The sequence below is a fragment of the Kiloniella majae genome (assembly GCF_002118315.1).
Taxonomy (GTDB): Bacteria; Pseudomonadota; Alphaproteobacteria; order Kiloniellales; family Kiloniellaceae; genus Kiloniella; species Kiloniella majae.
This window is the reverse complement of sequence record NZ_MTSZ01000006.1, coordinates 172587-195143: the sequence shown is the minus strand read 5'-3', so window position 1 is coordinate 195143 and position 22557 is coordinate 172587. Positions and strand designations below refer to the sequence as shown.

Here is a 22557-nt window from a genome sequence, read left to right as displayed (position 1 = left end):
GAAATCCGCTTTCGAGATAAATACGAAAACTTGAAGAAGTTCTCTGAAAAGAAAAGTGATCTTACTCTGAAAAGATAGTGATTGGTAGTAAATATCCAACCCGTACATATCCAATATTTTAATATAAAAATTTTGCATCATCAAAACAAAAGGCCTGAAACATCATTCAGGCCTTTCATCGAATTAATAACTTGATCAGCTATTTAAGCAACCGGGCAGCATCCAGCGCAAAATAGGAGAGAACCGCATCTGTTCCAGCCCGTTTAAAAGCCATTAAACTTTCCATCATTACGGCATCATGATCCAGCCAACCGTTGGCAGATGCAGCCTTGATCATCGCATATTCACCACTGACCTGATAGGCCATGGTCGGAACACCAAATGTGCTTTTAATACGTTGAATGATATCCAGATAGGCAATGCCAGGCTTAACCATGACCATATCAGCCCCTTGCTGAAGGTCATTTTCCACTAGACGCAAAGCTTCTTCGCTGTTGGCCGGGTCCATTTGGTAGGTTTTTTTATCACCCTTTAGGGCACCTTTGGCGCCCACAGCATCCCGGAAAGGACCGTAAAAACCACTCGCATACTTTGCACTATAAGACATGATTTTTGTATAGGTATAGCCAGCTTCATCCAATGTGTCGCGAATTGCACCAATGCGTCCGTCCATCATATCTGACGGTCCGACATAATCACATCCGGCTTCGGCCTGAACCAAAGCTTGACGACAAAGAATTTCAACGGACTCATCGTTTAGAATAACGCCATCCTTAACAATGCCGTCATGCCCCAAAGAATTATAAGGATCCAAGGCGACATCTCCAATCAAAGCAATTTCTTTATAATGCTTTCGGATTGATCTTGTTGCCTGACAGATCAGATTGTCGGGATTATAAGATTCCCGGCAATCTTCTGTTTTGGTTTCCGGGTTGTTATAGGGGAAAAGTGCAATGGCCGGAATACCCAGTTCAACAGCTTCGGCAATCGCATCAATCAAACAATCTGGGCCGTATCTTTTAACGCCCGGCATAGACGGTACGTCACTGGTACCATTGTCTTCTTGTAGAAACACAGGCCAAATAAAGTCATCAACAGACAGGCGATTTTCTGCAACCATCCGGCGCGTCCAGTCATCCGTCCGGATACGACGCGGCCTAACAACAAGATCCTGTCTAAAGGTTGTATTCAATTATTTTCTCCTGATGAGATTCGTTTTTTGCTACTTTCTACCCAAGCTCCTGAAATTGCAAGTATTGGACATTGAGAGTCTATGGGGCAGATCGTCGCAAAACATCTGGTTTGAAACAGCTGTTTTATAGAGAACAAAGGGAGTGATATCAAAAATGAACAGGCTTTGAAAAAATTAACGCAATCATCATGGGGTGTTATTTTTATCTCTTTATGTCTGACTTTATTTGTCTCCATAGATTTTTGGGGATTTATCGCTAAAGGTTACGAAGGTGACAGTTTTTATACTCTTGGACTACTCGAAAGCCTGGGGTTAATAGCAATTACAATAATCCTGAGCTTTAGCATTCTCTTTTTAGCATTAAAAAAATCATACCTGCTGTATCAGATCGCAAAGAAGTACAACGTGAGATTAGAGATAATCACTTTCTCTGATATAGCTTTAAATCTTATTATCTTTAGTCTTTTTATCTGGCTTTCACCTCAAATATATTACGCCTATTACTATATAATTTTCGACGGCTTACCTATTCAAATCGTTATTAAAAAATTTCCTGATTTTTTGGCTTTAACAAAGGTTATAACGCTGACCGACAAAGCAAACCTGTCACTTCATGGGCAAGGGCTGCTTGGAAGAACGTTTATCATTCAGTCGTTGGTCCTCTACTTTATAGTCACCGCCAGAAAAGCTCGGAAATAAGATCTCCGGAACTGTAAAAATATTTTAATTGAGCTGTCACTTTTATGTCCTTGGAATTATCCTGAAATCGTGAGTAAGCTAGACAGCTTAGACACACACACAGGTGATATAATGAAAAAAATTCTTTTCGCAGGGGCAGGGGTGTTGGCCCTCGGTCTTGGCACAGCTCATTCCGCAGAAGTTCAATTACGAGTTCTGGAAACAACTGATATCCATGTCCATATTGTTGATTACGACTATTATAAAGATGCGCCATCTGTTGCCGTTGGTTTGGCCAGAACAGCAACATTGATTAAAGAGGCACGCAAAGAAGCCACGAATTCACTTTTGATCGATAATGGTGACCTTATTCAGGGTAATCCTTTGGGTGATTACATGGCGAAAGAACGTGGCTTGAAAAAGGGTGAAGTTCACCCCGTTTTTAAAGCTATGAATCTTTTAAAATATGATGTTGGTAATCTGGGAAACCATGAATTCAACTACGGCTTGGACTTCTTGACCGAAACACTGAATGATGCAGCATTCCCTTACATTTCATCCAACGTTTTTATTGATGATGGAGACAATGATCCAAGTAATGATAAATCGGCTTTCAATCCATATATCATTCTTGATCGCGAAGTTGTCGATACCGAAGGTAACAAACACAAAATCAAAGTTGGTGTAATTGGCTTTCTCCCCCCACAAATAACCCAGTGGGACGAAGCCAACCTTAAGGGAAAGCTTGTCACCCACGATATTGTTGATACAGCTAAAAGATACGTTCCTGAAATGAAAGAGAAGGGCGCAGATGTTATTATTGCTGTTCCCCATTCTGGATTAAGTGATGTAACACCGCAGGGTCGTGATGAAAACGCTACCTATCACCTATCCAAAGTAGAGGGCTTGGACGCCATTCTCTTTGGTCATGCTCATGCTGTTTTCCCGTCAGAAACCTACAAAGATATTGCTGGTGTCGATATTGAAAAAGGTACAATCAACGGCGTAGCCGCAACAATGCCTGGCTTTTGGGGGAGCCACCTCGGCCTTGTTGACCTGACGCTTGATGTTGATGATAACGGAAACTGGAAGGTTATCGATAGCACAGGATCAACCCGTGGTATTTACAAGCGTGACGGACGTAAAAAGCATCCTTTGGTCAAAGCTGATCAAACCATTGTTGATGCCGTCAAACATGAACACGAAGAAACAATCGAATTTATGCGTAAGGCTGTGGGAACAACTTCAGCCCCGATTAACTCCTTCTTTGCTCTCGTTCAGGATGATCCTTCGATCCAGATCGTAACAAATGCTCAGAAATGGTATGTTGAGAAGCTTATCAAAGGTACCGAGTACGACGGTATTCCTGTTCTCTCAGCTGGTGCACCGTTTAAAGCTGGTGGCCGAGGTGGCGCTGATTATTACACCAACATACCAACGGGCGAAATCGCTCTTAAAAACGTTGCTGACCTCTATATCTATCCAAATACTCTTCGTGCTGTGTTACTAAACGGTGCACAGGTTCGCGAATGGCTGGAAATGTCCGCAGGGGCTTTTAACCAGATCGACAAAAAGAACGATGGGGAGCAATCATTGCTCAATCCGGATTTCCCTTCTTACAACTTCGATGTCATTGACGGCGTAGAATACAATGTCGATTTGACACAACCAGCCCGTTATAACAAAGAAGGGCAGGTTGTTAACTCTGATAGCCATCGCATCATTGATATGACCTATCAGGGCAAACCACTGGATATGGATGCCCAGTTTATTGTGGCAACGAATAACTATCGTGCCCATGGTGGCGGAAACTTCCCGGCACTGGACGGTACAACAGTCATTATTCAAGCACCTGATGAAAACAGAACCGTTCTGGCAAACTATATCTTTGATCAAAAGAAAATTGATCCAAGTGCGGATAAAAACTGGGGATTTGCACCTATCAAAGAGGGTGTAAATGTAACCTTTGAAACGACACCTTCTGCAAAAGATATCTTGGGTAGTAAAGATATCATCAGTTACGTCGGCGAAGGCAAAGATGGTTTTGGTAAATATCAGATCTCTTTTGAATAAGAATTGATATAGGGACTTAAAAAGGGAGCATCTAAATTCGATGCTCCCTTTTTTATTGCGTAATTTACTTTCTCGACCTAACTGCCAGAAGCTTCCAAAGCCTGACTTAGGTCTGCGATGATATCATCAATATGCTCAATCCCGATGGACAGACGAACATAGCTTTCAGATATACCGGTAAGCGCTTGTTCTTCAGCTGTTAACTGAGAATGGGTTGTTGTCGCCGGATGGATCGCAAGGCTACGCGCATCCCCAATATTGGCAACGTGGAAGAACATTTTCAGGCTATCAATAAACTTACGTCCGGCTTCTTTGCCGCCCTTTAGCTCGAAACCAAGGAGAGCACCATGACCGCCCTTCAGATATTTATCAGCCACGGTTCGTTCAGAACCGCTTGCCTGACTTGGGTGGATCACTGTTTCCACAGCAGGGTGATTGCTCAGGAATTCAGCAACAGCCGTTGCATTTTTACAGTGCTCCCGCATACGAAGGGGAAGCGTTTCCATGCCCTGGATAAACTGGAAGGCATTCATCGGTGACATTGCCGACCCAAGATCACGAAGCAAAACAACACGTGCCCGAATAATATAAGCAATCGGACCGAGTGGTTTAACGGCTTCTGTCCAGACAGCCCCATGATAGCTGGGGTCAGGCTGCGTCAAAAGCGGGAACCGGTCTGCGTTGGCTTCCCAATCGAAATTACCACCATCGACAATCATGCCACCGATTGATGTTCCGTGGCCGCCAATATATTTCGTTGTAGAATAAACGACGACATGTGCGCCATGTTCAATAGGACGACAAAGGATCGGTGCCGCCGTATTATCCATAATAAGGGGCACGCCAACGTCGTTTCCGATATCAGCTACTTCCTTGATCGGGAAAACACGAAGCCGTGGATTTGGCAGTGTCTCTGCATAATAAGCTTTGGTGTTTTCATCTGTCGCACGACGGAAATTTTCGGGATCAGTCGGATCAACAAAACGAACTTCAATCCCCATGTTCGGCAGTGTGTTTGCAAAAAGGTTATAGGTACCACCGTAGAGTTCAGTAGAACTGACAATATTATCGCCTGCTTTTGCAACGTTTTGAATGGCCAAAGTACTCGCTGCCTGCCCAGAGCTGACGGCGAGTGATGCTGCGCCACCTTCTAATGCTGTAATTCGTTCTTCAAGAACAGCAGTTGTTGGGTTCATAATCCGAGTGTAGATATTGCCGAACTCTTTGAGAGCAAAAAGATTGGCAGCATGTTCAGCACTATCAAACTGATAAGACGTTGTTTGATAGATAGGAACGGCAACAGCACCTGTCTGCGGATCATTTCTGTAACCAGAATGTAGAACCAGAGTTTCCGGATTTTTCGTGTCGATTGTCATAGCTTCACCCGTTTATAGTATTTCCCTCAATAGGGATTTTAGACTTGGATGGACAACAAGCGGGAAAATGCGTGATCTTAATTCGGATGGGTTTCCCCTCGATTTAGCTGCATTTTTTAAGCGCCCGCAAGCTGAGCTCCAAATCAGCGCTAATTAATGTCTTTTACCCTACGTTTATAAAAGAACCAGAGCAAGAGAGAATTCATTCAAACTACACAAAACAAATGGAAAATTTTGTTTTGTATCAATGATTTTATTTAATATTTTTACCTTATTTAGATTCCCGGTTAATCCGCCGTTAACGCCTATTGCATAAAATAACATCGAATTTTGTTAAAGTTTATGGTTATTGTGAGGACATCGTGAAGGCTGCTTATCTGCAAACAATTTCTTTGGTCGAACGCTTGCATCGTCAGTGTTTGGAAGTCGTAAAGGCAGAGTTAGATCGCCGCGGCATTCGGGACCTGAATAATATTCAGGCCTTAATCCTCTATAATATTGGGACAGAAGAACTGTCTGTCGGGGAACTTACCCACCGTGGTTACTATCTGGGTTCCAACGTTTCTTACAATGTAAAGAAAATGGTGGAAAACGGATACCTTATTCAAGAACGCTCACCACATGACCGTAGATCATTCCATGTAAGGGCTTCTGATACTGGGTTGGAAATTTTCAATTCTATTTCCACACTCTTTGATGCCCATGCCGAACAAATAAGCGGCGGCGTTGTTTCCGATGAAGACTTGAAAGTCACAACAGCAACCCTTCACCGTCTTCAACTATTCTGGTCATCACCGATGCCAATGGGGGGAGGCGTTAACCCTGCGGCTTGATGCTACGAATTACCCTGAATAAACCTTCAGGGACTTTGAAAATAAAGTGATTTCTGTTATTTTAGACCTCTGTTATTACAGAGGTCTTTTTTTATCTACGGTTTAATTAAATGCATTCACCTGACCACGGCGTAATCATAGAGTTTTCAAGAATGGGATCCTACATCAAAGTAAGCGCTTTCCATGAAGCAACGATGACCGAAGTCTCAATTGTAGGGGATCCAAAAGAAACAGAGCAAAAGCTAAAACAAACTGTCTTAAAAAAATTGAGTTACGTCTTAAATAAAGAAGCCGCTAAAAAATCAAACCAACAAACACCGAAAAAAGATCATAAGGGAGGAATTATTGTCTGAAAACTCCATCGAGAACGATCCCGGATCAATCCGAATATAAAGAATCAGGCGCAACCTAGATCTTCCAGGCTCAAAATTTAGCCACCAAACACCTGCGACAAAATAGCCCACATATTTTATCAGGTTTTAAATAATTCTGAAATTTCAATTACTTATTTTTACTTTGTATAATATATATTTATAACAATTGTAACTTAAAAGACTTAAAATCAAAGACATAGCAGTCATTATTGAAACGCAGATCAATTGATCTGTAATACCTAATAAGTTGTCTTGGTACAATAATGCCGCAGATGTTCTATAAAATGTACGTAAATTGTCTAGCCTGCGACAAAAGAATCACATTATAACCTTAAACCTGTTTAAGGCTCGATAAAGCAATAAAAGATAAGCCTTGGTTTCAGGGAACATGCTCGACCTCATTTCATAGAGATTTTATCTCGTTTGGTAATTGACTATGACTGAGATCTTTACCTGTCATTCTCTTTCGAGAATACGGCAGGTGTGCTATGTGATCTACTTGCTTTATCGGGATAACAAAAAAGTACGGACAAATGAGTAAAAACACCATTGCCTTAGCTGCAGACCATGCTGGTTACGAACTAAAGGATTTGTTGAAAGAGGATGTCAAAGCCCTTGGATTTGATGTGCTTGATCTGGGAACAAATGGCCCGGATCGTGTTGACTATCCTGATTTTGGTTTTGCATTAGCAAAAGCCATTCAAAATGGTGACGCACAAACAGGTATTCTTGTGTGTGGTTCCGGTATCGGCATTTCAATTGCCGCAAATCGGCACGCTGGCATTCGTGCTGCTCTTTGTCACGACGAAACACTGGCTCGTTTAGCGCGTGAGCATAACGATGCCAATGTTCTGGTTTTAGGGGCCAGAACAACCGGTGTTGAGGTGGCAAAAGCTTCCCTCAAGACTTTTTTGAACACTGAGTTTGCCGGTGGGCGCCATCAAGGACGCATCGAAAAACTTGGATAATAATCACCTTTACCAGAGAGTGAAGTTGTCATGAGCTTAGATACAACCACCTTCTTTAATGCACCTTTGGCGCAGACAGATCCTGAAATTGCAGACGCAATTAACAAAGAATTAGGACGTCAACAAAATCAGATCGAATTGATCGCATCTGAAAACATCGTTTCCTTGTCTACAATGCAGGCACTGGGAACAGTTCTAACAAACAAGTATGCCGAAGGTTATCCTAATCGTCGCTATTACGGTGGTTGTGAATACGTTGATGTTGTCGAAGAACTGGCAATCAACCGCGCCAAAGAACTTTTCGACTGTGCATATGTAAACGTACAGCCACACTCTGGCGCACAGGCAAACCAATGCGTTACCCTCGCGCTCATCAAGCCAGGCGATACAATTATGGGCCTTGATCTGGCTTCAGGTGGTCACCTGACACACGGATCACGTCCGAACCTTTCCGGTAAATGGTTCAATGCTGTTTGTTACGGCGTTGATAAAGAAACACATCAGCTAAATTACGATGAAATTCGTGACCTAGCTGTTGAGCACAAACCAAAGCTGATTATTGCTGGCGGTTCCGCATACCCACGCGTCCTTGATTTTGCCAAGTTCCGTGAAATTGCAGACGAAGTAGGCGCTTACCTACACGTCGATATGGCACACTTTGCCGGTTTGGTTGCGGCTGGCATTCACCCAAGCCCAATGCAGCATGCGCATGTTGTAACAACAACAACCCATAAAACACTGCGCGCCGGTCGTGGAGGTATGGTTCTTTCCAACGATCTGGATATCGGAAAGAAAATCAACTCAGCTGCGTTCCCAGGTCTTCAGGGTGGTCCTTTGATGCACTGTATTGCATCCAAAGCCGTTGCGTTGAAAGAAGCACTGGATCCTGATTTCAAAGTTTATGCGAAACAGGTTGTGAGCAATGCTCAAACACTTGCAGCAACTCTTGTTGAAAATGGCTTTGCCATTACAACAGGCGGTACAGATACGCACCTGATGCTGGTTGACCTGCGTCCAAAAGGTCTAACAGGTAACATTGCAGAAGAAAGCCTGGATCGTGCTGGCTTGACCTGTAACAAAAACGGTATTCCGTTTGATCCTGAGAAGCCAATGGTGACTTCCGGTATCCGTTTGGGTACTCCTGCGGGCACAACTCGTGGCTTTAAAGATGCTGAATTCAAGAAAATTGGTGAGCTAATCACTAAAGTTCTTGATGGACTTGCTGCAAACCGCGAAGATAACTCCAAAATCGAAGCGGAAGTTCGCAGCGAAGTCGAAGCACTTTGCCGTGAATTCCCAATCTACCAAGATTTGGAAATCTAAGGTTTTATCCGAGTTATGATTTCCAAATTGTCATAACTCGGATCCCCTTAGGGGGAAACTGTGAGGGAATATGCGCTGCCCGTTTTGCAGTAGTGAAGATACTCAAGTCAAAGACTCGAGACCAACAGAAGATCACACAGCGATCCGTCGACGGCGGCAATGTGCTAGTTGCGGTGCCAGATTTACAACATTCGAACGCGTTCAATTGCGCGAACTCATTGTTGTAAAAGGAAATGGACAGCGCGAACCCTTTGACCGGGAAAAGATAGCCCGTTCAATGAATATTGCCCTTCAAAAGCGCGATGTTGACAGAGATCGTGTAGAACGCGTTGTAAGCGGTATTGTTCGCCGGCTGGAATCATCTGGTGAGAGTGAAATTGCAACTGACCTTATCGGCGAGCTTGTTATGGATGCTTTGGCCACGCTGGATCAAGTTGGTTATGTCCGCTTTGCGTCTGTTTACAGGGATTTCAAAGAAGTAAGAGATTTTGAAGAGTTTGTTGGTAAATTAGGGGATGATCTGGACATTCTGGACCCTGATCCATCCTGATCCATCCTGATCGATCATTTTCGAATTTACGTTATAACGAATAAAATCGTCTTCAAACAGCTATAGAAATCTGTCATGCACACTGAACAACATGATGTTGACCTCCAACATATGGATGCTGCCTTGTCTCTGGCTGCGCGGGGATTAGGGACGACCAGTCCAAACCCGTCTGTCGGCTGTATCATCGTGAAAAATGGCCGCGTCCTTGGCAGGGGGCAAACACGACCCGGTGGCCGGCCACATGCAGAGACTGTTGCTCTGAAAGAAGCCGGCGAAGCCGCAAGAGGGGCTACGGCTTATGTAACCCTGGAGCCCTGTTCACATCACGGAAAGACCCCGCCTTGTTGCGAAGCTTTAATCGCCGCAGGAATATCCCGTTGTGTTGTCGCGATGGAAGACAACGATGCGCGTGTTCAAGGGCGCGGCCTACAAGCATTGAAAGATGTAGGTATAGAAGTTGTCGTTGGTATCCGCCAGCATGAAGCCGAAGACCTGAATGCAGGCTTTTTCATAAGAAACAGACATGGTCGACCACTTGTTACTCTTAAGGTTGCTACTTCTTTGGATGGGCGTATTGCAACCAAATCAGGCCAAAGTAAATGGGTGACTGGCGAAGCAGCTCGTCGCGCAGGACATATGCTTCGGGTGCGAAATGATGCTATCCTCGTTGGTAGTGGTACAGCAATTATAGATAATCCCCGACTGGATGTACGTCTGCCCGGACTTGAAAATAAGTCCCCAACACGGGTTGTAATGGATGGGCGCTTAAGACTGCCCCTAACGCATGATTTAGTGGTTAGAGCCAAAGAGCATAAAACGATCCTTATGACCTTTAAGGAAAATGATGCTTCTCGTCTAAATGCCTATCGGAATGCTGGTGTCGAAGTGTGCCTTATTGACAAAAATGAAGATGGATACATTAATCCATCTGCGGTACTAAAAGAGCTCGGATCACAAGGTATTACCCGACTGTTGGTAGAAGGTGGGAGCCATATCATAGGATCATTGTTTAAAGCAGATCTCATTGATCGTATTGTATGGTTCAGGGCGTCAAAAGTTATCGGTGGTGACGGACTAGGTGTAACAACGGGATTTGGTTTGGAAGAATTGTCTCTGGCTCCACGGTTTACGCTGTCAAATGTTGCCAGTCTCGGCGACGACATGATGGAAAGTTATCGCCGCAATTTTTAGTTTTGTTATCGAATGCGCAGGAAAAGGCATTTAGATGTTCACTGGTATAATCACAGATCTTGGATCTGTTCAATCTATCGTAAATAATGGCGATAAACGCTTCGTCTTTAACACCACCTTTGACATGAATACGGTCGATATTGGTGCTTCAATTGCGTGTTCAGGTGTGTGCCTGACAGTTGTTGAAAAAGGATCGGGGTGGTTTAGTGCTGATGTTTCGGCTGAAACCTTGTCAAAAACCACGCTAGGAATTTGGACAAAAGGTACGCCAGTTAACTTTGAACGGGCCTTGCGGATGGGGGATGAGCTGGGGGGGCATCTGGTTTCCGGACACGTCGATGGTGTTGCTTCGGTAGTCAGTATCGTACCAGAGGGAGATTCCAAACGCTTTACATTTGAAGCCCCGTCAGAACTTGCGAAGTTTATTGCGCCAAAAGGCTCTATTGTTTTAGATGGCGTATCCCTGACGGTAAACGAAGTGAACGGAAATCAGTTTGGCGTAAATATCATTCCCCACACCGCCGAGATGACAACGCTCGGCCAATGGCAAGTCGGAAGTTTTAAAGCCGGTGACTGTCAGGTTAATTTGGAAATTGATCTACTCGCCCGTTACGTTGGGCAGCTGCTGGAAAGGCAAAATAATGGCTAATGCATCTTCTAATGACATCCAATCATTCAGTGATATTCTTTCTCCGCCAGAAGAAATCATCGAAGAAGCACGCAATGGCCATATGTTTATTCTGGTGGATGATGAAAATCGCGAAAACGAGGGCGATCTCGTCATTCCGGCACAGATGGCAACCCCCGAGGCCATTAACTTCATGGCCAAATACGGTCGAGGTCTTATCTGCTTAGCCTTGTGTAGAGAACGTGTAGAAGAGCTCGGCCTGACACTTATGGCGCAAAAGAACGGGACCCGTCACGAGACAGCTTTCACTGTATCCATTGAAGCAAAAGAGGGGGTCACAACAGGTATCTCAGCACCTGACAGAGCTCGCACGATTTCTGTTGCAACGGACCCGACTGCATCTCCGGATGATATTGTAACACCTGGGCACGTTTTCCCTCTCGTTGCCAGAGACGGTGGCGTCCTTGTCAGAACAGGACACACAGAAGCGGCTGTTGATATTTCCCGCCTTGCCGGATTAAATCCGTCTGGTGTTATTTGTGAAATCATGAATGACGATGGAACAATGGCGCGTCGTGATGATCTTATTGAATTTGCACAAACCCATAAGTTAAAAATTGCAACAATTGCTGATTTGATCGCCTATCGCAGAAAACACGATCATCTGATCGAGAAAACACTCGAAGACACATTGCATTCAAAAATTGCGGGTGAATTCAATATGGCTGTTTACGTCAACAACACGACGTACGCCGAACACATCGCCTTATGGAAAGGGGATATTTCTACGGATGAACCTCTACTGGTCAGAATGCATGCACTAAATATTCTTGATGATGTATTGATTGACAGCCATAGCGGAAAAGCTGGTGATCTTCATAATTCGATGAAGATGATCGAACAAGAAGGGCGCGGTGTTATCGTTCTCATCAGAGAGCCATCTCCCAAAAGCCTTTCCGATGCGATTAAAACGCGACTAGGAGAACCTGTAGAAATCAACCACGATCTCAGAGATTATGGTGTTGGCGCCCAGATCTTGCTTGATTTAGGGGTACAGAAGATGATTCTGCTCACAAATTCAGAGAAAAACATTGTTGGGCTTGACGGATACGGGCTTTCTGTAGTTGAACAGCGTCCAATAGTTGAAACAGCATAATCCTGACGAATTGGATTAGTGCAAGACAGCATAGATTTATTAGGTAGCAAAGAATGACTGATAAACCCCACGTTCTGATTGTTGAAGCACGTTTCTACAGCGCAATTGCTGACGAAATGAAAAATGCCGCTATTGCTGAACTTGAAAAAGACGACTGCACTTACGAAGTTGTTGCCGTTGCTGGTGCCTTTGAGTTGCCTGCTGCAATTAAATTTGCCTCACAACGCAATGATGGTCGTCAGTTTGACGGGTATGTGGCACTTGGGTGTGTTATTCGCGGAGAAACAAGTCATTATGATTATGTTTGTGTTGAGAGCGCAAGAAAGCTTCAGGATCTAGCCGTTGATAGCAATATGGCAATTGGCTATGGTGTTCTGACCGTTGAAAACGAAGCACAAGCGTGGGCACGGGCAAGAGCCTCTGAGAAAAACAAAGGCGGCGCAGTAACACGGGCTTGCCTTGATATGATTGCATTAAAACGCCAGTACGGTGTTGCATAAGGATTTATGACCGTGACTGAGGACAACACAAAAGCGCCAAGCGCAAGCTTAAAAAAGAGCATGGCTCGCCTTGCTTTAATACAGGCGCTTTTCCAGATCGAATTCAACCAGGCAAGCTCAAAGACTGTTTTGGATGAGTTTCTAAACATGCGCCGGGATGAAGAGGTCGACGGCCTTAACATTGCTGCCATGGACCAGAAACTGTTTATTGAGCTCTATAAAGGTATTAATCAAGAACGTGAACTTCTTGATGATATGCTTGTTTCTGTTCTCGACAAATCATGGCCTATCCACAGGCTAGATCCTTTGCTGAGACTGGTTATGGTTGCTGGCGCTTATGAAATTCAGCAACGTGTAGAAACACCCGTAAAGGTTATTATTTCTGAATACGTTGATGTTGCGCATGCATTCCTTGGTGATAAAGAAACTGCCATGGTAAATGGTGTTCTGGATCGTCTGGCTCATAGCCTGCGCAAAGACGAGTTTTAACGCATATCAAACAGGATTCTCTAAGTGGACAAAACAGAATTTGATCTAATCAAAAGCTATTTTGCGCCTCTTACAAGTAAGTATCCCGAAGCTTACGGCCTTTCAAATGATGCCGCACTTATAAGCGAAGATCCAAATCGGTCTACAGTTGTTACAATGGATACTCTTGTCGAGGGTATCCATTTTTTTTCAACAGACCCGGCAGAAGACATCGCAAGAAAATCACTTCGGGTTAATCTATCCGATTTAGCAGCAATGGGTGCCAAACCCAAAGCGTATACGCTTTCCATTTCATACCATTCATCCGTTAGTAGTGACTGGGTTGAAGCCTTCACAAAAGGTCTGGCTGCAGATCAGGAAATATTTGGATGTCACCTAATTGGTGGCGATACAGTTTCAACTCCGGGGCCATTGACGATTGCTCTTACTTGTTTTGGTTCTGTGCCTCGTAATAAATGTTTGTACAGAACAACAGGTATAGAAGGGGATGATATCTGGGTTAGCGGAACGATCGGAGATTCTGCTGCAGGATTAAAGTTGCTAAAAAAAGAAATCAAAGCTGAAAGTTCGAATGACGAAGCTTTTCTGATTGATAGATATAGAATTCCACATCCCAGAACCTCACTTGGCATCGCATTATTAGAACGAGATATCTGCCAAACGGCACTGGATGTATCTGATGGGCTTCTTGCAGATATCAACCATGTTGCTGAAGGATCAAACCTTCAGGCAAGGATATTTTCATCTAATATCCCCTTCTCAAAGGCCTTTCGGGATACTTTTCAAACTGCACCGGATGAGGGCATCCAGCTAGCTGCAACAGGTGGTGATGATTACGAAATACTGTTCACAGCTCACCCTAAGAAAATCCACCAAATTATTGAATTATCAGAAGAGTTAAGCATTCCAATCACTCGTATTGGCACCTTGACTCAAGGAAAAAATACTCTTCTTTTAGATAAAAACAACAAAGAGATACCTGTTATCAAAAGCGGATGGAAGCATTTTTAAAAATCATATCAATTAATTGAATTTCCTTTGTTTAACTTAAACTACCCCTTATTATCCCTATTACATTTAAAGGTTTATTTCACTGGTGACTGAATGAAAAAAATTATCATACTCATAGCAATACTATTACTGCTTGGCGGTGGCGGTTTTGCCGGATGGTGGTTTTTTCTAAAAGCACCAGATAGCGAAGAAGAAGTCGTTGAAGAAATCCCCGAGATACCTTCTGCTTTTCTAGAATTTCCGCCAACAGTAATTCACTTGATAAAAGAAGGTGTTGTCACTCATCATGTCACGGTGAAGATTACCATCGAAATTGCCGAAGGCCCTGACCTGATTAATGCAGAACGTTGGCAAATTCGTTTGCAAAACGATTTTATGACAGAACTTCATTCGCTTTATTATTATAGATATTTCACTCAGAATGGGTATACGAGCGAAAAAATCACCCAACGTCTGATCGATGTCGCAGACAAGGTAATGGGAAAGGGTGTTGTGCGTAACGTCGAACTCTTGGTCGAAGGTATCACAAAACCTTCTAACAGTTAATTTTAGAAAATAACTAATTTTGGCAAAAGGTTAGATCAGATTAATCACTTAAATTTTCTTTGCCTATCAGAGAATTCTCTCTTGGAATTCTTTGCCACACCTGTATATGGTTGCGCTTAATCAAGTGAGATATTTAGGCACATGCCCGACCGCGATCCAACAAAATCTAACGTAATTTTTTTAGCAATCTGCCAAGCACTGGGAATGAGTTGCGGGTCAATGCTTATTTCAATGAGCTCGCTGGTTGGTACAACCCTGGCCGAAGACAAGTCTTACGGTACCCTGCCTTTATCACTTCAGTTCTTTGGCATGATGGTATGCGCTTTACCAATTTCTTACTTCATGAAACATTACGGTCGCAGGGCAGGGTTCAGTCTGGGCTCAATCTGCGGCGCATTATCTGGTTTTTTCTCTGCACAAGCTGTTCTTGATAATAACTTTGAGCTCTTTTGCCTTAGTTCATTTTTGTTTGGCGCCTTTATGTCGACTGTTGCCTATTACCGTTTTGCAGCTGCAGATACAGCCACAGAAGTTTTTAAGAACAAGGCAATTTCACTTGTTATGGCTGGCGGCGTCATATCTGCCTTTGCAGGTCCTGAGCTGGCCAAGTGGTCAAAGGATTTGGAATTTTTTGGTCCGGTTCTTTTTGTTGGAAGCTTTTACGCAATCACAGTACTTTGTTTGGCGACCTTATTGATCGTACAGTTTTTGAACATCCCTAAACTTGCCGTTCATCAAATGAAATCAGGAGGGCGGTCAATATTTGAGATCGCAAAACAACCCGTTTTCTTTGTCGCTGTACTCAGCGGTATTGTCAGTTATGCCTGTATGAACCTTATCATGAGCATTACACCAGCCGCGATGATTGCCTGCGCACATCCATTTGATGCCGCAGCCTTCGTCATTCAGTGGCACGTTTTTGGTATGTACGCACCATCGTTTTTTACGGGGTCTTTAATTAATCGATTTGGCTTGATTAAAATTCAAATTACCGGCGTTATACTGATTGCATTGGCTGCATCCATCAACTTAACGGGTATTGAAGTAGAAAACTTCTGGTTTGGACTCGTGACATTGGGGCTTGGGTGGAATTTTCTCTATGTTGGGGGCAGCGCAATGCTCACCGAATCATATCGACCAGAAGAAAAAGCAAAAGTTCAGGCCTTTAACGAGCTGTTGGTCTTTGGTGTCGTCGCAACAACGGCCTTTAGTTCAGGTTTTGTATTTGAAAAGTTTGGTTGGACAGCGGTCAATACACTGGCATTCATACCTGTGGGTATTTTTATCGCTGTCCATATTATCTATAGAAACTCTTTGAGGAGCAGATTAGATTCCACTCCTGCAAGCGCATGATCGAGTTAGTATTAATTACTTCCACCCGGTGTAAATTTACCAAGGTTACCAAGAAGCTGTTGAATAACAGTCAAATCCTGACCTTCTGTCGGTGTTTCTCGTGTTACAGGATCAATTACCCGACCATCTTCTAATGCAAACTGTTGCGATTCTTCCAGTTTTCCATCTTCTGAAAATTTAACAACAAGAATGCTCCGCTCAAGGACAACGGGATCGTAAAAAGCCGTTTTTTCAACTCTCTCTCCAACGTAATACCAGACCTGATCTTTGAAAGTTGAGAGAGTTGAGGGGGAACCTAATAGTTCCGCGACGTCCCGGCGACTGGATACGCCCGTTTCCAGCTTGCTGACTTCTTCCGGATCAGGATAGTTTCCCCGGACATTAACGCGGCTTTCACAAGCGCTTAGCACGACAGGAAAAAGCATTGCAGCCAAGAGAATCTTGGCTTTTGAGGAAACTTTATAAGACATACCGATATTCTGACCCTATTGATCTAACAATGAACGTTTGGCTATTTAACATAAAACCTGTTTTTGCTAAACCATACGCGTTACACAGGCACTATACTCGTCTATATACTTTTTTCGAGTCATAAATCCAAGCTGATTATATCAAGGGGTTCAGTAGTTGTTCAGGAAGCTTTTTCGTCGCGATAGCGAATCTGATGCCGTGCATGATCTATACGCCAGTCTTGTGGAGCAAGCGCGTCAAAAAGAGTTTTACGAAAACCATTCCGTTCCAGATAGTCTGGACGGGCGTTTCGATATGATCACTTTACATATGTTTTTGGTCTTACACAGATTAAAAGCTGAAAAAGAGACAACCGAAACATTTTCTCAGAAGCTCTTTGATCTAATGTTTTATGATATGGATCTTAGCCTGAGAGAAATGGGTGTAGGTGATGTCGGTGTTGGGAAGCGTGTCAAAGCGATGTTGCAAGGCTTCTACGGTCGACTAGCTGCTTATGAAAAATCTCTGCTGCAAGGGGAGAGATCTCTCGAAGGCGCATTGGAACGTAACCTTTACGGAACAACGAAAGCTGACCAGACATCAGTTCAATATATGAGAGAGTATCTTGTTCGGCAGATAGAGCATCTAAAAGATCAAGATATTGGCAAGATAATGGCTGGTAAAATTACATTCCACACTTAAGCTTTCGTATAGCTGCTTTGCAATAAAATAAATTGACCCATAATTTCACTGCCCTTATTGTGCGCGATCTCAAATTTAAGTGTAAATTTTGATTGTTATCTGTTCCGACATGCACTTAATGAAGAGCAACATCGTTTGAAATATAATCAGGAGTTCTGCAATGGAAACGCCGTGCGAAAGTGAATTTTCGCGTCGCTATCCCGTTGATAAAATTCAGGCACGTTCACAGGTTTTAAAGTTAAAAGCTAAACCCGAAGAATGTGATGCTGTGGCAAAGAGATTTGATCTAATCGACTTACAATCACTTTCCGCAACACTGGAACTTGACCCAAAGGGAAAGGGCTCACTACTTGATGTCAAAGGTCATTTGAAGGCCGAAGTCACACAATTCTGTATCATAACAGCAGAACCTGTGCCTTCGATTATAGATGAGCCGTTTGAAACCATGTATAGCTTTGAACCAATCCGGGATACCGCAGAAGAAATTCTGATTGATATTGATGCTGAAGATCCGCCTGAATTGGCTGATCCAACAGGAATTGATTTTGGAGAGGCTATTGTTCAGCAACTAGCTGTTATGTTAGACCCTTATCCGAAAGCACCAAATTCTACTTGGGATGGCGATTCTGTGGACGAAGCGCCAGATGAAGAAGAAATGCAGGAAGCAGCTAAAACAAGCCCGTTTTCTGTACTAAAAGACCTGCAAATTAAAAAGTAGGGTATCTTTACCTTAGTTAGGGCTTGCCGTGGACGTAGTTATTCGTTAATAAGCGGCGAGTTTTTTATTAAAGCTAAATGCGAGAGTTAGAGCAATGGCTGTTCCAAAGAGTAAGATTAGTAATTCCCGTCGCGGTCAGCGTCGGTCACACGATGCGCTTCCAGCAAGCGTTTCACAAGAATGCCCAAGCTGTGGTGAGCTGAAACGCCCACACCATGTTTGCGCTTCATGCGGCACTTATGATGGCCGTGACGTAGCAGAAGCTGAAGCCTAAGGCTTGTCAAAATAGTCTTTTGTGATAGGCCGATCATTGCGATGGTCGGCCTTTCTTTTATGGATCAATTTGACAAGCGGGAAACCAGTGAGCGCTAGCATAACCATAGCCTTAGATGCAATGGGAGGTGATGACGCACCGGATATCGTTGTACAGGGAGCAGAAATTGCTTCACAGAGATATCCTAACGTCAGATTTCTCATGTTTGGTCGAGAGCAAGAGGTTATGCCTCTGCTGGAAAAAACGACCAAATTAAAAGACGTCGTTGATTTTATTCATACAGAGGACAAAGTTCTCAGTGATGATAAACCTGCTGTGGCCTTGCGCTCTGGGCGTAAGTCATCAATGCGTCTTGCCATAAACGCAGTACAGGATGGCCGTGCGGATGGTGTAGTTTCCGCCGGAAATACTGGTGCTCTTATGGCCATGTCAAAATTTGTCCTGAAAACTCTCCCTGGCGTTGACCGTCCGGCAATCGCCTCTTTCTTTCCAACGTTACGTGGGGAATCCCTCATGTTGGATTTAGGGGCTAACCTTAGCTGTGATGCTGATAATCTCGTCGATTTTGCGGTGATGGGTAATGCTTTTGCCCGTTGTGTTCTTGGCGTACAGGAACCTTCTGTTGGCATTCTGAATGTCGGATCCGAAGATGTTAAGGGGCATGAGTACCTGCAAGTCGCAAGCTCTATGTTGCGCAAGGCAGATCTCCCGGGTGACTTTGTTGGTTTTGTCGAAGGTGACGACATTGGCAAGGGTACTGTCGATGTTATTGTAACAGACGGCTTTACCGGTAATGTTGCGCTAAAAACTGCCGAAGGTACTGCTAAACTCATTTCAGAGTTTTTCAGACAAACATTCAAAAGCAGCTTCTTAGCCAGCCTTGGATATCTATTGGCGAGTTCTGCCCTTAATAAATTAAAGAAACGTGTTGACCCCCGCTTGTATAATGGGGCTATCTTTCTTGGTCTGAACGGTATTGCCGTTAAAAGCCATGGTGGTACAGACGCAATTGGATTTGCCAATGCAATCGGTGTTGCTGTTGATATGCGTGATCAGGATATTGTTACAAAAATTCGTGAAGATTTCGATTCGTTAACACGCGAACCGATTAATGAGCAGGCTGGGTTTGAATGATAGTGCGTGCAAATATCAAAGGCTGTGGCTCTTATTTACCCGAGCGTATCCTCACGAATGATCAATTGGCTGAACGTGTTGACACATCAGATGAATGGATCCGTCAACGCACAGGTATTCGACACAGATATATCGCTGGCGATAATGAGCTAACGTCTGATCTGGCGACAAAAGCAGCTTTGGCTGCACTGGAACATGCCGATATTGATGTTTCTGAAGTTGATTTGATTGTCTGTGCGACTGCTACTCCTGATGAAACTTTCCCCGCCACAGCAACTGTCGTCCAGAAAAACCTGGGCGTTACCAGAGGCGCAGCCTTTGACCTACAAGCGGTCTGTAGTGGTTTTGTCTATGGCTTATCAGTTGTTGACAGTCTGATCCAAACCGGACAAGCAAAAACAGCATTACTTATTGGTGCAGAAACCTTTTCCCGTATTCTTGATTGGGAAGATCGTTCTACCTGCGTTCTTTTCGGCGACGGGGCAGGGGCCATTGTGCTCCAGGCTGAAGAGGGGAACGGAGATACAAACGACAGCGGTATCTTAAGTACGCATATTTATGCGGACGGACGGTGTCATGATGCCCTCTATGTTGATGGTGGGCCGTCTTCAACGGGAACAACCGGCCTTCTCAGAATGGAAGGAAAAGAAGTTTTCCGTCAAGCTGTGACCAGAATGCCCGAAGCTATTGATACAGCTTTAAAGCAATCAGGGTTAGCACCAGAAGCTATTGACTGGCTCGTTCCTCACCAGGCAAATATCCGTATTATCGAAGCAATGGGTAAAAAACTCAAACTGCCCAAAGATCGTGTCGTTGTTACCGTTGATAAGCACGCAAATACTTCAGCTGCTTCGATCCCACTGGCGTTAACAGAAGCCGTTTATGATGGTCGAATTAAACGTGGTGATATGATCATGATGGCCGCTATGGGCGGTGGTTTTACTTGGGGATCTGCTCTTATACGCTGGTGATCAGGGCCTATTCGAAACAATGTTTTATGACATCTTTTCGAGATAAAACTTGTAATTTCCTGAAAAGTTTAGCAAAATTGCCTTGTATATCATATGAGTTACCTATTTTTCTGGTAAACTCACATAACGATAACAAGGGGAGTGGAACTTCATTATGAGCACTACAGTCACTCGTGCTGATCTCAGTGAAGCCGTATATCAAGAAGTTGGCCTATCCAGAAATGAGTCTGCAGATTTAGTAGAATCTGTATTGAATGAAATTTCTGACACCTTGATCAAAGGTGATTCGGTTAAAATATCATCTTTTGGTAGTTTTGCCGTTCGTGAAAAAGGCGAACGTATTGGACGTAACCCAAAAACTGGGGAAGAAGTTCCAATTTTACCACGCAGAGTTCTCGTGTTCCGAGCATCTCACGTTTTGAAAAATAAGATAAATACATCTCTTTCTTAAAAAGATCGTATTTATTATCGGAACGCGTCGGTAAATACTGACAAAACCTAGAAAAGCAGGAGTTTAATCTGCAAATGTCTGCTGCGGAAACCTCAAGCAAATCTGCGGCTGCGTTCCGGACGATTAGCGAAGTATCTGGCGACTTGGATGTTCCTCAGCATGTGCTGCGGTTCTGGGAAACTAAATTCCCCCAGGTCAAACCATTGAAACGCGCAGGACGCAGGCGTTATTACCGCCCGGAAGATCTGAAAATACTTCGTCAGATAAGGGACCTCTTGTACAAAGACGGCTATACCATCAAAGGTGTGCAAAAGCTCTTTAAAGAAGGTTCCTTAAAGGCGAATAGTTCTCTTAATGAAGAAAAAACAGCTCCTAAAAGTACTGTCGTTGAAAAAAGTAAAAACGATAAAAGAGACGAAAAGAGCCTAGTAGATCAAGTTCTTGGCTTATCACCTGAGAGACAAAAAGAAGTTTTAAACGAATTAAAATCCATTCGTGCTCTTTTAGACTAATTTTTCAGTTTTTTCGATCAAATACCATTGCCTTGCACTTTTTGCGAATGTATATAATGCCAAGATAGCGCTGATCAAAGTGTTATGGCTTTTCTCTATCGGAGTATAGCGCAGTCTGGTAGCGCACTTGGCTGGGGGCCAAGGGGTCGCAGGTTCGAATCCTGCTACTCCGACCAAAATGGAACCTCTGATCTTTTATAAGGTCAGAGGTTTTTTTAATTCTCTATCTGTTCACAGATTCAATGGCTTATCGGACTGGTATTATTGTTCTACTATGATAATCTTTGCCCTATAAATAGGGGATTTAAGGATCTGTCGGTATAATGACCGAAAACACAAAATCAAAAAATGCATTAAAAATCAAAAATCTATGTAAAAGCTTTAACGGCCTGAAGGCTCTTGATATTGCCGATCTGACAGTTGATTCTGGGGAAACTCTAGTCATTATCGGTGCCTCCGGTAGTGGGAAAACGCTGTTACTTAAAACGCTGCTCGGCATTATTCCATATGATACTGGCGAAATTTTCATTAATGGATACTCCAAAGAAGAACTAGAAGATAATTCTCAGAATTTTCTCGATCGTTTTGGCATGCTTTTTCAGCAATCTGCCCTTTTTGATTCCATGACAGTGTGGGAGAACATTGCTTTTAAAGAGCTAGAAAAACATAATGCAAATAAAAAGGAAGCCAAAGTAACGGTTATTAAGCAGTTAGATCAGGTCGGGCTAAAACCAGAAGTCGCCGATCTGTTTCCCGCCGAACTATCTGGCGGCATGCAAAAAAGGGTTGGGCTGGCCAGGGCATTTGCGGGGAACCCTGAATTCTTATTCCTCGATGAGCCAACAGCCGGACTTGACCCAATTATGAGTAATTCTATTAGCCAACTCATCAATCAGCAGGCTAAAGAACACTTTTCCACATCAATTATTATCAGCAGTGATTTAGATTCTGCACGTAATATCTCTACAAAGATTTTAATGCTACACGAAGGAAAGGTTGTGTGGCATGGGCCAACGGCTGATCTCGATAAGACTGATAACCCTTATGTTCAACAGTTTATACACAAGTCAGCAGAGGGCCCCATTGCTGTCCTGACCAAGTAAA

Annotated in this window: 26 protein-coding genes, 1 tRNA gene and 1 riboswitch; of the genes, 24 read left to right on the top strand and 3 right to left on the bottom strand. The window is 43.6% G+C overall.

Features of this window, described 5'->3' with window-relative positions; genetic code table 11:
- Window positions 1-199 precede the first annotated feature (199 nt).
- A complete protein-coding gene (gene hemB, locus BKB51_RS16730; RefSeq protein ID WP_085902256.1) occupies window positions 200-1192 on the bottom strand; it encodes a porphobilinogen synthase in 993 nt (330 codons plus the stop codon).
- Between the two features lie 165 nt (window positions 1193-1357).
- Between hemB and BKB51_RS16725 the strand changes: the two genes are divergently transcribed.
- Together BKB51_RS16725 and BKB51_RS16720 are read left to right on the top strand one after the other, a co-directional pair.
- Window positions 1358-1891 (top strand): hypothetical protein, encoded by a 534-nt coding sequence (locus BKB51_RS16725; protein ID WP_085902255.1) that lies wholly within the window; start codon window positions 1358-1360, stop codon window positions 1889-1891.
- A 111-nt stretch (window positions 1892-2002) separates the two neighbouring features.
- A complete protein-coding gene (locus tag BKB51_RS16720) occupies window positions 2003-3943 on the top strand; it encodes a bifunctional 2',3'-cyclic-nucleotide 2'-phosphodiesterase/3'-nucleotidase (protein ID WP_085902254.1) in 1941 nt (646 codons plus the stop codon).
- A gap of 77 nt (window positions 3944-4020) precedes the next feature.
- On the opposite strand, the gene BKB51_RS16715 is transcribed toward BKB51_RS16720, so the two are convergent.
- Window positions 4021-5319, bottom strand: coding sequence for an O-acetylhomoserine aminocarboxypropyltransferase/cysteine synthase family protein (locus tag BKB51_RS16715; RefSeq protein ID WP_085902253.1), 1299 nt, complete (start codon window positions 5317-5319; stop codon window positions 4021-4023).
- An 86-nt stretch (window positions 5320-5405) separates the two neighbouring features.
- A riboswitch (SAM riboswitch) is annotated at window positions 5406-5479 on the bottom strand.
- Between the two features lie 202 nt (window positions 5480-5681).
- Here BKB51_RS16715 and BKB51_RS16710 point away from each other — a divergent pair.
- The 13 genes from BKB51_RS16710 to BKB51_RS16650 all read left to right on the top strand — a co-directional run bounded on the left by BKB51_RS16710 (window position 5682) and on the right by BKB51_RS16650 (window position 16241).
- Window positions 5682-6152 carry a MarR family winged helix-turn-helix transcriptional regulator gene (locus BKB51_RS16710; RefSeq protein ID WP_046509100.1) on the top strand — a complete coding sequence of 157 codons (471 nt, stop codon included), beginning with the start codon at window positions 5682-5684 and terminating at the stop codon, window positions 6150-6152.
- Window positions 6153-6262: 110 nt separating this feature from the next.
- Entirely contained in the window at window positions 6263-6505 is a 243-nt protein-coding gene (locus BKB51_RS16705; RefSeq protein ID WP_198946780.1) for a DUF6898 family protein, read from the top strand.
- 554 nt (window positions 6506-7059) lie between these two features.
- Window positions 7060-7494: a ribose 5-phosphate isomerase B gene (gene rpiB / locus BKB51_RS16700; protein ID WP_085902252.1), complete on the top strand. Its 435-nt coding sequence runs from the start codon at window positions 7060-7062 to the stop codon at window positions 7492-7494.
- Between the two features lie 30 nt (window positions 7495-7524).
- Window positions 7525-8817 carry a serine hydroxymethyltransferase gene (glyA, locus tag BKB51_RS16695; RefSeq protein ID WP_085902251.1) on the top strand — a complete coding sequence of 431 codons (1293 nt, stop codon included), beginning with the start codon at window positions 7525-7527 and terminating at the stop codon, window positions 8815-8817.
- A 70-nt stretch (window positions 8818-8887) separates the two neighbouring features.
- Window positions 8888-9367 carry a transcriptional regulator NrdR gene (nrdR, locus tag BKB51_RS16690; RefSeq protein ID WP_085902250.1) on the top strand — a complete coding sequence of 160 codons (480 nt, stop codon included), beginning with the start codon at window positions 8888-8890 and terminating at the stop codon, window positions 9365-9367.
- Between the two features lie 75 nt (window positions 9368-9442).
- Window positions 9443-10558 carry a bifunctional diaminohydroxyphosphoribosylaminopyrimidine deaminase/5-amino-6-(5-phosphoribosylamino)uracil reductase RibD gene (ribD, locus tag BKB51_RS16685; RefSeq protein WP_245813291.1) on the top strand — a complete coding sequence of 372 codons (1116 nt, stop codon included), beginning with the start codon at window positions 9443-9445 and terminating at the stop codon, window positions 10556-10558.
- Between the two features lie 34 nt (window positions 10559-10592).
- Window positions 10593-11207, top strand: coding sequence for a riboflavin synthase (locus tag BKB51_RS16680; RefSeq protein WP_085902249.1), 615 nt, complete (start codon window positions 10593-10595; stop codon window positions 11205-11207).
- Complete coding sequence (ribB, locus tag BKB51_RS16675) at window positions 11200-12342, top strand: 3,4-dihydroxy-2-butanone-4-phosphate synthase (RefSeq protein ID WP_085902248.1); 1143 nt, start codon at window positions 11200-11202, stop codon at window positions 12340-12342. The genes BKB51_RS16680 and ribB overlap by 8 nt, the downstream gene beginning before the upstream one ends.
- A gap of 53 nt (window positions 12343-12395) precedes the next feature.
- Window positions 12396-12842 carry a 6,7-dimethyl-8-ribityllumazine synthase gene (ribH, locus tag BKB51_RS16670; RefSeq protein ID WP_085902247.1) on the top strand — a complete coding sequence of 149 codons (447 nt, stop codon included), beginning with the start codon at window positions 12396-12398 and terminating at the stop codon, window positions 12840-12842.
- Window positions 12843-12854: 12 nt separating this feature from the next.
- Window positions 12855-13331 (top strand): transcription antitermination factor NusB, encoded by a 477-nt coding sequence (nusB, locus tag BKB51_RS16665; RefSeq protein WP_158090263.1) that lies wholly within the window; start codon window positions 12855-12857, stop codon window positions 13329-13331.
- Between the two features lie 24 nt (window positions 13332-13355).
- Complete coding sequence (thiL, locus tag BKB51_RS16660) at window positions 13356-14342, top strand: thiamine-phosphate kinase (protein WP_085902245.1); 987 nt, start codon at window positions 13356-13358, stop codon at window positions 14340-14342.
- Window positions 14343-14435: 93 nt separating this feature from the next.
- Window positions 14436-14888 (top strand): hypothetical protein, encoded by a 453-nt coding sequence (locus BKB51_RS16655; protein ID WP_085902244.1) that lies wholly within the window; start codon window positions 14436-14438, stop codon window positions 14886-14888.
- A gap of 141 nt (window positions 14889-15029) precedes the next feature.
- The gene (locus BKB51_RS16650; protein ID WP_085902243.1) at window positions 15030-16241 is read left to right on the top strand and encodes an MFS transporter; all 1212 of its coding nucleotides are present in this window, start codon (window positions 15030-15032) and stop codon (window positions 16239-16241) included.
- Between the two features lie 11 nt (window positions 16242-16252).
- On the opposite strand, the gene BKB51_RS16645 is transcribed toward BKB51_RS16650, so the two are convergent.
- Window positions 16253-16711 (bottom strand): outer membrane protein assembly factor BamE, encoded by a 459-nt coding sequence (locus BKB51_RS16645; RefSeq protein WP_085902242.1) that lies wholly within the window; start codon window positions 16709-16711, stop codon window positions 16253-16255.
- A 157-nt stretch (window positions 16712-16868) separates the two neighbouring features.
- Here BKB51_RS16645 and BKB51_RS16640 point away from each other — a divergent pair, with 157 nt between their 5' ends.
- The 9 genes from BKB51_RS16640 (at window position 16869) to BKB51_RS16600 (ending at window position 22556) form a co-directional block, all read left to right on the top strand.
- A complete protein-coding gene (locus BKB51_RS16640) occupies window positions 16869-17393 on the top strand; it encodes a ubiquinol-cytochrome C chaperone family protein (RefSeq protein ID WP_085902241.1) in 525 nt (174 codons plus the stop codon).
- Window positions 17394-17553: 160 nt separating this feature from the next.
- Window positions 17554-18111, top strand: coding sequence for a YceD family protein (locus BKB51_RS16635; RefSeq protein WP_085902240.1), 558 nt, complete (start codon window positions 17554-17556; stop codon window positions 18109-18111).
- Between the two features lie 94 nt (window positions 18112-18205).
- A complete protein-coding gene (gene rpmF / locus BKB51_RS16630; protein ID WP_082130571.1) occupies window positions 18206-18385 on the top strand; it encodes a 50S ribosomal protein L32 in 180 nt (59 codons plus the stop codon).
- Between the two features lie 87 nt (window positions 18386-18472).
- Window positions 18473-19519: a phosphate acyltransferase PlsX gene (gene plsX / locus BKB51_RS16625; RefSeq protein WP_085902239.1), complete on the top strand. Its 1047-nt coding sequence runs from the start codon at window positions 18473-18475 to the stop codon at window positions 19517-19519.
- Window positions 19516-20490 carry a beta-ketoacyl-ACP synthase III gene (locus tag BKB51_RS16620; protein WP_085902238.1) on the top strand — a complete coding sequence of 325 codons (975 nt, stop codon included), beginning with the start codon at window positions 19516-19518 and terminating at the stop codon, window positions 20488-20490. Before plsX ends, BKB51_RS16620 begins: the two co-directional genes overlap by 4 nt.
- A gap of 154 nt (window positions 20491-20644) precedes the next feature.
- The gene (locus BKB51_RS16615; protein ID WP_046509138.1) at window positions 20645-20941 is read left to right on the top strand and encodes an integration host factor subunit alpha; all 297 of its coding nucleotides are present in this window, start codon (window positions 20645-20647) and stop codon (window positions 20939-20941) included.
- Window positions 20942-21015: 74 nt separating this feature from the next.
- The gene (locus tag BKB51_RS16610) at window positions 21016-21453 is read left to right on the top strand and encodes a MerR family transcriptional regulator (protein WP_085902236.1); all 438 of its coding nucleotides are present in this window, start codon (window positions 21016-21018) and stop codon (window positions 21451-21453) included.
- 99 nt (window positions 21454-21552) lie between these two features.
- A tRNA-Pro gene (locus BKB51_RS16605) sits at window positions 21553-21629 on the top strand.
- Window positions 21630-21776: 147 nt separating this feature from the next.
- Window positions 21777-22556: an ABC transporter ATP-binding protein gene (locus tag BKB51_RS16600; RefSeq protein WP_085902235.1), complete on the top strand. Its 780-nt coding sequence runs from the start codon at window positions 21777-21779 to the stop codon at window positions 22554-22556.
- Window position 22557 lies beyond the last annotated feature (1 nt).

Coding starts and splice junctions, on each gene's coding strand:
- BKB51_RS16720 (WP_085902254.1), top strand. CDS start 2,003: ATGAAAAAAATTCTTTTCGCAGGGGCAGGGGTGTTGGCCCTCGGTCTT.
- BKB51_RS16715 (WP_085902253.1), bottom strand. CDS start 5,319: ATGACAATCGACACGAAAAATCCGGAAACTCTGGTTCTACATTCTGGT.
- BKB51_RS16705 (WP_198946780.1), top strand. CDS start 6,263: ATGCATTCACCTGACCACGGCGTAATCATAGAGTTTTCAAGAATGGGA.
- rpiB (WP_085902252.1), top strand. CDS start 7,060: ATGAGTAAAAACACCATTGCCTTAGCTGCAGACCATGCTGGTTACGAA.
- glyA (WP_085902251.1), top strand. CDS start 7,525: ATGAGCTTAGATACAACCACCTTCTTTAATGCACCTTTGGCGCAGACA.
- nrdR (WP_085902250.1), top strand. CDS start 8,888: ATGCGCTGCCCGTTTTGCAGTAGTGAAGATACTCAAGTCAAAGACTCG.
- ribD (WP_245813291.1), top strand. CDS start 9,443: ATGCACACTGAACAACATGATGTTGACCTCCAACATATGGATGCTGCC.
- BKB51_RS16680 (WP_085902249.1), top strand. CDS start 10,593: ATGTTCACTGGTATAATCACAGATCTTGGATCTGTTCAATCTATCGTA.
- ribB (WP_085902248.1), top strand. CDS start 11,200: ATGGCTAATGCATCTTCTAATGACATCCAATCATTCAGTGATATTCTT.
- ribH (WP_085902247.1), top strand. CDS start 12,396: ATGACTGATAAACCCCACGTTCTGATTGTTGAAGCACGTTTCTACAGC.
- BKB51_RS16655 (WP_085902244.1), top strand. CDS start 14,436: ATGAAAAAAATTATCATACTCATAGCAATACTATTACTGCTTGGCGGT.
- BKB51_RS16650 (WP_085902243.1), top strand. CDS start 15,030: ATGCCCGACCGCGATCCAACAAAATCTAACGTAATTTTTTTAGCAATC.
- BKB51_RS16645 (WP_085902242.1), bottom strand. CDS start 16,711: ATGTCTTATAAAGTTTCCTCAAAAGCCAAGATTCTCTTGGCTGCAATG.
- BKB51_RS16635 (WP_085902240.1), top strand. CDS start 17,554: ATGGAAACGCCGTGCGAAAGTGAATTTTCGCGTCGCTATCCCGTTGAT.
- rpmF (WP_082130571.1), top strand. CDS start 18,206: ATGGCTGTTCCAAAGAGTAAGATTAGTAATTCCCGTCGCGGTCAGCGT.
- BKB51_RS16620 (WP_085902238.1), top strand. CDS start 19,516: ATGATAGTGCGTGCAAATATCAAAGGCTGTGGCTCTTATTTACCCGAG.
- BKB51_RS16615 (WP_046509138.1), top strand. CDS start 20,645: ATGAGCACTACAGTCACTCGTGCTGATCTCAGTGAAGCCGTATATCAA.
- BKB51_RS16610 (WP_085902236.1), top strand. CDS start 21,016: ATGTCTGCTGCGGAAACCTCAAGCAAATCTGCGGCTGCGTTCCGGACG.
- BKB51_RS16600 (WP_085902235.1), top strand. CDS start 21,777: ATGACCGAAAACACAAAATCAAAAAATGCATTAAAAATCAAAAATCTA.